Annotated in this window: 12 protein-coding genes; 5 read left to right on the top strand and 7 right to left on the bottom strand. The window is 71.6% G+C overall.

Annotation, left to right across the window (positions count from 1 at the left end; genetic code table 11):
• Positions 1-74 precede the first annotated feature (74 nt).
• Positions 75-1,076, top strand: coding sequence for a D-2-hydroxyacid dehydrogenase (locus VGV60_14300; GenBank protein ID HEV8702441.1), 1,002 nt, complete (start codon positions 75-77; stop codon positions 1,074-1,076).
• A 29-nt stretch (positions 1,077-1,105) separates the two neighbouring features.
• Here VGV60_14300 and VGV60_14305 read toward each other — a convergent pair whose 3' ends face one another.
• From VGV60_14305 to murA, 3 genes are read right to left on the bottom strand one after another with little or no spacing between them, the layout of a single operon-like run.
• Positions 1,106-1,567, bottom strand: a complete 462-nt coding sequence (locus VGV60_14305; protein HEV8702442.1) for a hypothetical protein — start codon at positions 1,565-1,567, stop codon at positions 1,106-1,108.
• Positions 1,564-1,908, bottom strand: a complete 345-nt coding sequence (locus VGV60_14310) for a histidine triad nucleotide-binding protein (protein ID HEV8702443.1) — start codon at positions 1,906-1,908, stop codon at positions 1,564-1,566. The genes VGV60_14305 and VGV60_14310 overlap by 4 nt, the downstream gene beginning before the upstream one ends.
• Positions 1,909-1,940: 32 nt before the next feature.
• Entirely contained in the window at positions 1,941-3,194 is a 1,254-nt protein-coding gene (gene murA / locus VGV60_14315; GenBank protein ID HEV8702444.1) for a UDP-N-acetylglucosamine 1-carboxyvinyltransferase, read from the bottom strand.
• A 135-nt stretch (positions 3,195-3,329) separates the two neighbouring features.
• On the opposite strand from murA, the gene VGV60_14320 reads away from it, so the two are divergent.
• Positions 3,330-3,635 (top strand): zinc ribbon domain-containing protein, encoded by a 306-nt coding sequence (locus VGV60_14320; protein HEV8702445.1) that lies wholly within the window; start codon positions 3,330-3,332, stop codon positions 3,633-3,635.
• Between the two features lie 38 nt (positions 3,636-3,673).
• Here the strand turns inward: VGV60_14320 and VGV60_14325 are convergent, their stop codons facing one another.
• The 3 genes from VGV60_14325 to VGV60_14335 are packed head-to-tail and all read right to left on the bottom strand — an operon-like array spanning position 3,674 to position 6,290.
• On the bottom strand, positions 3,674-4,636 hold the full coding sequence (locus VGV60_14325) for an SH3 domain-containing C40 family peptidase (protein HEV8702446.1): 963 nt from the start codon (positions 4,634-4,636) through the stop codon (positions 3,674-3,676).
• On the bottom strand, positions 4,633-5,586 hold the full coding sequence (galU, locus tag VGV60_14330) for a UTP--glucose-1-phosphate uridylyltransferase GalU (protein ID HEV8702447.1): 954 nt from the start codon (positions 5,584-5,586) through the stop codon (positions 4,633-4,635). The genes VGV60_14325 and galU overlap by 4 nt, the downstream gene beginning before the upstream one ends.
• Positions 5,583-6,290, bottom strand: a complete 708-nt coding sequence (locus VGV60_14335) for a hypothetical protein (GenBank protein HEV8702448.1) — start codon at positions 6,288-6,290, stop codon at positions 5,583-5,585. Before VGV60_14335 ends, galU begins: the two co-directional genes overlap by 4 nt.
• Positions 6,291-6,320: 30 nt before the next feature.
• On the opposite strand from VGV60_14335, the gene serS reads away from it, so the two are divergent.
• Genes serS through VGV60_14350 form a run of 3 tightly spaced genes read left to right on the top strand, consistent with a single transcriptional unit; the run spans position 6,321 to position 9,205 of the window.
• Positions 6,321-7,595: a serine--tRNA ligase gene (serS, locus tag VGV60_14340; GenBank protein ID HEV8702449.1), complete on the top strand. Its 1,275-nt coding sequence runs from the start codon at positions 6,321-6,323 to the stop codon at positions 7,593-7,595.
• Positions 7,592-8,305 (top strand): 4'-phosphopantetheinyl transferase superfamily protein, encoded by a 714-nt coding sequence (locus VGV60_14345; protein HEV8702450.1) that lies wholly within the window; start codon positions 7,592-7,594, stop codon positions 8,303-8,305. Before serS ends, VGV60_14345 begins: the two co-directional genes overlap by 4 nt.
• 9 nt (positions 8,306-8,314) lie before the next feature.
• Positions 8,315-9,205, top strand: coding sequence for a phosphatase PAP2 family protein (locus tag VGV60_14350; protein HEV8702451.1), 891 nt, complete (start codon positions 8,315-8,317; stop codon positions 9,203-9,205).
• A gap of 53 nt (positions 9,206-9,258) precedes the next feature.
• Here the strand turns inward: VGV60_14350 and VGV60_14355 are convergent.
• The coding region (locus VGV60_14355) for an HNH endonuclease signature motif containing protein (GenBank protein HEV8702452.1) at positions 9,259-9,762 on the bottom strand (504 nt) is incomplete at its 5' end.

Raw genomic sequence — 9,762 nt, forward strand, 5'->3', positions numbered from 1 at the left:
GGGATCGCTTAGAATGGGCGCCGCTTGCTGCCGGAGTCCCGTGATGCGCAGATCCTCCGGGCACGAGGGGTGACGTGGCCGCACGACAGCGCAGACTCGTCGTCTACCTGCCGCACCGCCAGGCGATCTGGAGGCTGCCCGAGGGATACCTTGAGACGATCCGGCGCCGGGCCGCGAAGTCATTCGATCTCGAAATCCCGATGGAAGAGGGGGCGTTTTTGCGCGGGCTCCCGGGCGCGGAGGTCCTGTTCGCCTGGGGGCTGGCGCGCCGGCACGTGGACAAGGCGGGCGCCCTTCGCTGGCTGCACACGCCGCTGGCCGGGGTGGACCGCGTCCTCAATCCGGAGCTGGTGAAGAGCCCAATCCGCGTGACCTCGTCGAGGGGCGTGAACTCGATCGCGGTGGCGGAGCACACGCTCGGGCTCATCCTGGCGATGTCGCGCGGCATCGCGGACGCGGTGCGCGCGCAGGAGGAGAAACGCTGGGCGCAGCAGGATCTCTACGGACGCAAGCCGCCGCTCGACGAGCTGCACGGCAAGCTCCTGGGCATCCTCGGGCTGGGGGACATCGGCCGGGAGCTGGCCGTGCGCGCGCGCGCCCTGGGCATGCGGGTCTGGGGGGTGGTGCGGACGGCGCGGGCGGCCCCCGACTTCGTCGACCGCCTGCTCGTCGCGGGCCGGGAGGACGTCCTGCTCCGCGAGAGCGACGTCGTGGTCCTGGCCCTGCCGCTGACCCGGGCGACGCGCGGCCTGATGGGCGAGCGGCAGCTCAGGCGCATGAAGCACTCGGCCCTCCTGGTGAACATCGGCCGCGGCGAGCTGGTGCAGGAATCGGCCCTCGTGCGCGCGCTCCGCGAGGGATGGATCGCGGGGGCCGGTCTCGACGTCTTCGCCGGCGAGCCGCTGGCGCCGAGGAGCCCTCTGTGGAGCCTGCCCCAGGTCGTCATGACCCCCCACATCGCCGGCACCCACCCGATGTACATGGCCCGCTCGGCCGACCTCTTCTTGAACAACCTGAAGCGCTACGTCGCCGGCGAGGACTTGATCAACGAAGTCGACAAGCACGCGGGCTACTGAGATCGGGAGGGCGGCCGAGAGCGGGCGGGCTACCGATCCGATCGTGCCGCGGCGGCGTAATGCTGCACGGCGCCCCGCACGTCCTCGAAATCGGCGAGGGAGTCCAGGACCAGCCGGCGGCCCGAGCGCAGCGCGAGAAACAGGGCGCTGGCGTGCGGCTCGAGGCGGCCGAAGCGCAGACCCCGGTGCTCGCGCACGCCCACGACGTCGCTCCAGGAGATGAGGCGGGGCCGCGCGCCGAGGCGGGCCAGAATGAGGTTGCGGTACTCGATCCCCGCCTCGCCTAGGGTGTAGCGGTCGGCCCAGGCGCCCAGGAGGCTCGCGAGGCTCATGAGCGACAGCCCCGCCAGGACGAAGAAGGCCGGCGTGACACCCCCCGTCGCGCCGGTCGAGACGGCCCCGGCGACGAACAGCAGGGCGCAGGTGCTGCTGATCGCGCGCGCCCCCGCCGAGCGGTGAAACGTGCGTGCCTGGCCGGCCCCGCCGTTCATCCGGGGGGCCAGCTGAAGCGGCGGCCGCCGAGCAGGTGGACGTGGATGTGGAACACCGATTGCCCGGCGCTCTCGAGGCAGTTTCCCACCAGGCGGTAGCCCTTCTCGTGCAGCCCCTTCTCCTTCGCGATGCGGGCGGCCGCGACCAGCATGTGGCCGAGGAGCGGCTCGTCTCCGGCCCCGACGTCGTTGAAGGTCGCAAGATGCTTCTTCGGGACCACCAGGGTGTGCTCCGGGGCCTGCGGGTTGATGTCCTCGAAGGCCATGATCTGGTCGTCCTCGTAGACGATCTTCGACGGGATGTCCTTGCGCGCGATCCTGCAGAAGAGACAGTCGGCCATCCTGATCCCCCTCGGGCCGGATTCGGGCCCGGCTAGCTGATCCTCTCGATCCGGGCGCCGAGCGCCTGGAACTTGGTCTCCACCTTCTCGTAGCCGCGGTCGATGTGGTAGGCGCGGTGGATGACGGTCTCCCCCTCCGCGGCCAGGCCGGCCAGGATGAGACACGCCGAGGCGCGCAGGTCGCTCGCCATGACCGGCGCCCCCGACAGGGGGGACGGTCCGGCCACGATGGCGGTCTGCCCGTCGACCACGATGCGCGCCCCCATGCGCCGCAGCTCGCCGACGTGCATGAAACGGTTTTCGAAGACGGTCTCGGTGACGATCGACACCCCCTCGGCCCGGGTCATCACCACCATGAACTGCGCCTGCAGGTCGGTCGGGAAGTCCGGGTACGGACGGGTGGTGACGTTGGCGGCGCGCAGCGGGCCGTCCGGCGCGACCGCGATCGAATCGCCGTGCACCTGGAGCCCGACGCCGCACTCCCTGAGCTTGTCGAGGACCGATTCGAGGTGCGCCGGCTCGCACTGCTCGACGGTGACGCCGCTGCGCGTGGCGGCCGCCGCCATCAGGAACGTCCCGGCCTCGATCCGGTCCGGAATGACGCGATGCTCCGTCCCGTGGAGCTCCGGGACGCCGTCGATCACGATCCGGCCGGTTCCCGCCCCCTCGATCCGGGCTCCGCAGGCGTTGAGGAAGCGCGCCAGATCGCCGACCTCGGGCTCCTGGGCGCAGTTCTTCAGGACCGTGCGCCCCTCGGCCAGGCAGGCGGCCATCATGAGGTTCTCGGTGCCGGTGACGGTGCGATCCTCGAAGACGATCTCGGCCCCCTTCAGCCTCGGGCAGGTCGCCACCACGTCGCCGTGCTCGACCGAGACGGTCGCGCCCATCCGTCGCAGCGCTTCGATGTGGTAGTCGATCGGGCGGGCGCCGATGGCGCACCCGCCCGGCAGCGACACTCTCGCCCGCCCGAGGCGCGCCAGGAGGGGACCGAGGACGAGGATCGAGGCGCGCATCGTCCGCACGAGGTCGTACGGCGCCTGCGCCTCGCCGCCCGTCCCCCCCTGGACGCGCAGCGTGTCCCCGTCGAGCCCGGCCGCACCGGCACCGAGCGGGCGGAGCACCTTGATCATGGTCTGCACGTCGCGCACCACGGGGACGTTGCGCAGGACGACCGGACCGTCCACCAGGAGCGTCGCGGCCATCTCCGGCAGCACGGCGTTCTTGGCGCCGCTGGCGCGCACCCGCCCCGCCAGGCGGCAGGGTCCCTGAATGCGGATGGTGTCCATGACGGGCGATTATACGCGCACGCCTGCAGCAGGCGGGAGCGCGGCGGTGCGGCGATCGCGGGGGAGCGGCTATAATCGTGCCCCACGGCGCGGGGGAATGGCGCCGCCGGGCCCGAACGCAGCGGGGGGATCTCCGTGCCGCTCTATGAGTACGAGTGCAGCGCCTGCCATCACCGGTTCGAGCGGATCCAGCGCTTCAGCGATCCGATCGTCCGGAAATGCCCCGCGTGCGGCAAGAACCGGGTCAAGAAGCTCCTCTCCTCGCCGGCCATCCAGTTCAAGGGGGCGGGGTTCTATATCAACGATTATCAGCGCAAGGGATCGAGCACGTCGCTTCCCGACCACGGCGAGTCCGAGAAAAAGAAGAAGGACGAGAAGGACTCGAGTCCGGCGGCGGCGAAGACGGACAAGACCGACAAGAAATCCACGAAGAAAGAGTAGGCACGCCGTCCGGCCCGACCGGGGACCCGGCAGCGCCCCTATCTCGCGCCCGCAAGCCGGCGCGCGCCCCGATAGAGCCCCTTCCAGTACTCGTCCTCCAGGTGATCGATCCGCACGACGGGGGATCGGTACGTCGTGGCGCTCACGAAACCGCCCGCTTCGAGGGCGATCCCGACGTGCGTGATGGCGCGCTCCTCGGGGCCGAAGAAGACGAGGTCGCCGCGTCGAAGGGCGTCCCGGCGGGCTGGCGCGAGCTCCGGGTGAGCGTACTGCAGATCGGCGTCGCGCGGCAGCAGGTGGCCGTGCACCCGGTAGACGATCTGGACGAGTCCGGAGCAGTCGAGGCCGAACGGTGTGGTCCCGCCCCACAGGTAGGGGATGCCGAGAAATCTCAGCGCAGTCGAGGCGAGATCCTCGCGGTCGGCCACGGTCTCACCGGCGGGCAGGAGGTCGCCACGCTGCGCCCAGCCCCTGCGGCCGTCGGGCAGGAGGACCCGCATCCAGTCCGGGGCCTCGTCCGTCACCTCCAGCAGCGACAGGAGCGGCGCCGCGCTCAGGGGGGATGCGGAGGTGACGTCCCGCTCGCGGTAGATCTGACACATGAAGTTCCGGACCACGAAGGCGCGATCGGGCGCGGGGTAGGCGACCGCTCGCGCCGGCGCCTCCCGCAATGCGACCGAACGGATCCAGCCACGGTACTGGTCGGGCGTCTCCACCAGCCCGAAGCCGCGCGCCTCGTCGAGGAGGGTGACCGTCGCGCCGAGCGTCGCCTGGCTGACGACGGGGGAGGAGGGATCGGGTCTCGCGAACATGTTGACGACCGGGGGGAGGACCACCGCGGGGTGGCGGGGCGGGGCGCCGGCGCGCCGCCTGAGATCGACCCGGCGCGCGGGGGTGAGGCTGCGTCGTTCGGGGTGGGCGCCCAGCTGCGCCGCGCCCTGGCGCCGGTCCTTCGCGGCGCCGCCGCGGCGCCTCCTGGGCCTCGCCTTGCGCCGGGTCACCGCGATGTCTTCCGCCGGATCCTTCGAGGCTGCCCGGCGCGCCGCGTCGCCCCGGGCGGGCGGTGCAGATCGCCGTCCAGATCGAGCGACGCGAGATAGTCGCGGAACGCGGCGCCCAGATCGGGGCGGCGCAGGGCGAACTCGACCGTCGCGCGCAGGAAGCCGAGCTTGTCGCCGGTGTCGTAGCGCTTGCCGGTGAAGCGCCAGGCGTAGATCGCCTGGCGGCGCAGCAGAGAGCGCAGGCCGTCGGTGAGCTGGATCTCCCCGCCGCGCCCGGCTGCGGTCTTCTCGAGATGGCCGAAGAGATTGGGCGTCAGGATGTAGCGCCCGATGATCGCCAGATCGGAGGGGGCCTCCTCCGGAGCCGGCTTCTCCACCAGGTCGGTCACCTTGTAGAGGCGATCGCCGGCGGGGCGCGTCGCGACGATCCCGTAGTCGGCGGTGCGGTCGCGGCTGACGCGCTCGACGGCGATGACCGGCGAGCGGTGCTTCATGTAGACGTCGATCAGCTGCCGCATCACCGGGACGCCGGAGTGGATGATGTCGTCCCCGAGGAAGACGGCGAACGGCTCGTCCCCCACGAGATCCCGGGCCATCAGGATGGCGTGCCCCAGGCCGAGCGGCTCCTTCTGCCGGACGTACGACACGCTGATCATGTCGGAGATCGACCGGACCTCCTTCAGGAGGTCGAGCTTGGAGCGACGCTCCAGGAGCTGCTCCAGCTCGTAGGCGACGTCGAAATGGTTCTCGATGGCGGTCTTGCCGCGGCCGGTGACGATGATGATCGACTCGATCCCGGACGCCACCGCCTCCTCGACCACGTACTGGATGATCGGCTTGTCCACCAGGGGCAGCATCTCCTTGGGCTGCGCCTTGGTCGCGGGGAGGAAGCGGGTGCCCAGCCCCGCGGCGGGAAAGACCGCCTTGCGGATGGGTGCGGGAGATTTCATCGGGCGAGGATTATAGACCACAGCCGTTCGAGCAGCGGGAGCGCCCGGACGGCGGCCGGCGTGCCGGCTGGCGGCGCCGGCGTGCCGGCTGGCGACGCCGTCGCGCCCAGGGAGCGGCCGGGGCGAACCGGATCGGGCGCGCGCCCGGCGCGGCGGGGATCGACGGCGGGCGTTTCATCCAGGCCATCCCCCCGGCCGGCCTCGATCTGATCGCGCAGGTGGCGCAGCCGGGCATGGAAGCCCGAGGTGTGGAACGAGTGCAGGATGCCGAGCCGTTCGGCGTCGTGATGGTGGCAGAACTCGTGCAGCAGCGTGTTGAGGAAGGCCGTCGGGCGGACGACGTCGCCGCGTGCCGGCGTCCGGTTGGGGACGCGGATGCGCCCCAGGGGACGGCCGCCGCGCGCCACCGCCGGATCGACGGGAGAGGGGGCCCGCCGACGATAGTCCCCCTGCAGGCTATAGACGATGCGGCCGCCGCTGCGCCGGTGCGGCTGGTGCTCGTCCGGCACCACCAGCTCCGGGACGCCCGTGCCCGTCTGCGCCGCGAGCACAGCGAGAAGGTCTCGACCGAGGCGCTGGCGACCGGGCGCGTCGCGCGAGCGCAGCAGGCGGGAGGCGGCGACGGCGGCCGCCTCCGGGTCGTCGAGTGACAGCGTGCGGATGCGATTGCTTCGCTGGTAGTCGGCGCGGCGCGTCCTTGCCATGCGCTCGCATCATACATTAGACTCGCCGCCATGCTCGAAATGGCCTGGGTCCGCGACCATCTCGACGTTCTGGGGAAGGCCCTTCGCGATCGCGGCGCCGGGATCGATCCCGCGGAATTCAAGCGCCTCGACGAGAAACGCCGTGCGTCCCTGCGCGAAGTCGAGCAGCTCAAGGCCTCCCGCAACCAGGTCTCCGAGAGGATCGCCGCCCTCAAGAAGGACCGGAAGGACGCCACCTCCCTGATCGAGGAGATGCGCGCCGTGGGCGATCGGATCAAGGAGCTGGACGCCGCGGTCGCCGAAAGCGAGGCCGCGCTCGAGGCGTGGCTCCTGGCCGTGCCGAACGTGCCGCACGCCAGCGTGCCGGTGGGGCACTCGTCGGCGGAGAACGTCGAGGTGCGGCGCTGGGGCCGGCCGCCCGCGTTCGACTTCCCGCCGCTGGCGCACTGGGACCTGGGGACGGCGCTCGGCATCCTCGATTTCGAGAGGGCGGCGAAGATCGCCGGGGCGCGGTTCGCCGTCTACATGGGTGCGGGCGCGCGGCTCGAGCGCGCCCTGATCAACTTCATGCTCGACCTGCACACGCGCGAGCACGGCTACACCGAGGTCCTGCCGCCGTTCATGGTCAACACCGCCGCCATGGTCGGCACCGGCAACCTGCCAAAATTCGCCGACGACCTGTTCCGGGTCGAGAAGGCGGGCTACTGGCTGATCCCGACCGCCGAGGTGCCCCTCACGAACCTGCACCGCGAGGAGTTCCTGGACGGCGCGCGGCTGCCGATCTCCTACACCGCCTACACCCCCTGCTTCCGCAGCGAGGCCGGCTCGTACGGCAAGGACGTCAAGGGGCTGATCCGCCAGCACCAGTTCAACAAGGTCGAGCTGGTGAAGCTCACGCGGCCCGAGGACTCGATGGAGGCGCTGGAGCGCCTGACGAAGGATGCCGAGACCGTCCTGCAGCGCCTCGAGCTGCCGTACCGCGTCGTCGCGCTGTGCACGGGGGACATGGGCTTCCCGTCGATGAAGACCTACGACATCGAGGTCTGGCTGCCGTCGTTCGACGCGTACCGTGAGATCTCCTCCTGCTCCAACTGCGGCGACTATCAGGCGCGCCGGGCCGGCATCCGCTTCCGGCGGGCCCAGGGGGGGAAGTCGGAATACGCCCACAGCCTGAACGGCTCCGGCCTCGCGGTCGGCCGGACCGTGGTCGCGCTCCTGGAGAACGGCCAGCGCAAGGACGGATCGATCGCCATCCCGAAGGCGCTCCAGCCGTACTTCGGCGCCGACGAAATACGACCGGGATGATTGAGACGCTCTTCCCCGCGGGGGTGACCACACTCGAGGCGACGCCCGCGATGTGGTCGGCTCCGCTCCTGCCGGAGGAGGAGGCCTGCCTGTCGCCGCGGGCCGTGGCCAAAAGGCGCCGGGAGTTCGCCGCCGGCCGCGCCTGCGCCCGCGCCGCCCTGGAGGCCCTCGGAATCGCCGATTTCCCGCTGCGCTCGGGGCCCGATCGATCCCCCCTGTGGCCCGCGGGGGTCGTCGGCAGCCTGTCTCACTGCGCCGACTTCTGCGGCGTGGCGGTGGCCCGGCACGGGGCCATCGCCGGGCTCGGGCTGGACGTCGAGCGCGCCCGGCCGCTCCAGGACAGGGTGGCGGCGATGATCTGCACCGAGGCCGAACGCGATCGCCTGGCGCGCCTGCCCAATCTCCCGTTCGGGCTCTGGGCGATGGTCGTCTTCTGCGCCAAGGAAGGGACGTACAAGTGCTTCTACCCCCTGGCGCGGATGCACCTCGATTTCCACGACGTGGAAGTTGATCCCGACCCGGCCGCCGGCTCGTTCACCGCGCGCGTGCTCCGGGCGCGCGGTCCCGCGGGCGCCGCCGCCGAGCCCCCCATCCGCGTGCTCCGCGGCCGCTTCGCCTGGAACGACGCGCACGTGTTTGCGGGAGTGACTCTGACCGCCGCCGAGCTCGATTCCCCTCCTGAGGGCGCGTCCGGGCGTCCCGGATCGTAGGGCCGCTCCGTGCGCTTCTCGCTCGCGCTGAGCCTGGCCGGGGTTCTCGCATTTCAGGCCGCGGGCGCCGCAGCGGCCGCCGGCGCTGTTGCGAACGCCGGGGCTGTCGCGGCCGATGACGATGCGGCCGAAGACGATAAGACCGCCGATGATGAAGAACCGGTCGCCGGGAGGTCCCTCCCGCCGCGCCGGAGCGTCCGCGAAGCCCTCCGTACGTTTGCCTCCGACGGGCGGTACCTCCTGACCTTCCCTGCCCGCCCCCGTGCGAAAGGGATCTGGCTCACGGCCGGTGTCACGACCGCGACCGCCTTGGCGATCCACCGGGACGAGGCGATCCGCGCGGAGGTCCTCGAAGCCGACGGGAGGACGACACGCCGCGTCTCCACGAAGCTCGAGCCTCTCGGCCGGCATGAGGTCGAGGTGGCGGCGCTGGGGACTCTCTACCTCATCGGCCGCGGCACCGGAGACGCGCGCGCCGTCTCGACGGCCGCGACCGCCTTCGAGTCGTACCTCTGGGCGGCGATCATGACCAGCGTGACCAAGGCAGCCTTCGGCCGGGAGCCGCCGGGCGGGGGATCGGGGGAGGGGCGGTTCTTCGCGGGGGACACGATCTTCCCGTCGGGCCACACGGCGCGATCCTTCGCCATCGCCGCCGTCCTGGCCGATCGCCACGGGCGCGGGGCGGCATGGGTCGCCTATCCGCTTGCGGCGCTCGTCGGGCTGTCGACGATCGAGCAGGATCGGCACTGGGCATCGGACGTCATCTCGGGTGCCGGGCTCGGACTGGCGATCGGCAAGGGGATCGCGGCGCGCCATCCCGCGACCCCGCCCGCCCCTTCCCGGACCACCTGGCAGGTGTTGCCGGCGCCGGGGGGCGCGACGGTGCGGATCGCCTACTAGAAGACTGTCGGGGTACACGGCCAGGCTCCTCGCCCCGGATCCCCCGCCACTGTTCACTTGGATCCCACGTGGTTCGAGTGCGACCCGGCCGTAGTTCCGGGAGCCGGCGGACCGACCCGCCGCTCGTTGCGGTACCAGACCCCGAGGTCCTTCTTCCCGAGCCTCCACAGGATGCCGAGCGGCGCCTTGCCGCGGCAGGACGCCAGCTCGCCGTGCTCGCCCCGCTTGTGGTGGAAGCGGCACAGGCAGGTGCGATTGTCGAGCGCGTTGCCGCCACGCCGGGAGCGGTAGACGACGTGATGGTCGTCGAGGTTCTTCCGCGAGGTGCAGCCGGGGGCGGTGCAGCGCCATCCGAGCGGGAATAGACGGGGTCGCCGGGGCGCTTCGGTGCGCCGGTCGAGGCGCCGCCCCGGCCGCCGGCCGAAGCTCCGGCTGATGCGCGGGCGACACGGTGCGGCGGGTCCCAGGTGAGGACGAAGTCTTCCAGGAGCGCCAGGAGGCCGACCCAGGCCGGCACGCGGCGGGAGCGGACGGAAAACGTCCGGGCTGCCACCATG

The sequence above is a fragment of the Candidatus Polarisedimenticolia bacterium genome (genome assembly GCA_036001465.1).
In the GTDB taxonomy this organism is placed as follows: Bacteria; Acidobacteriota; Polarisedimenticolia; order Gp22-AA2; family Gp22-AA2; genus Gp22-AA3.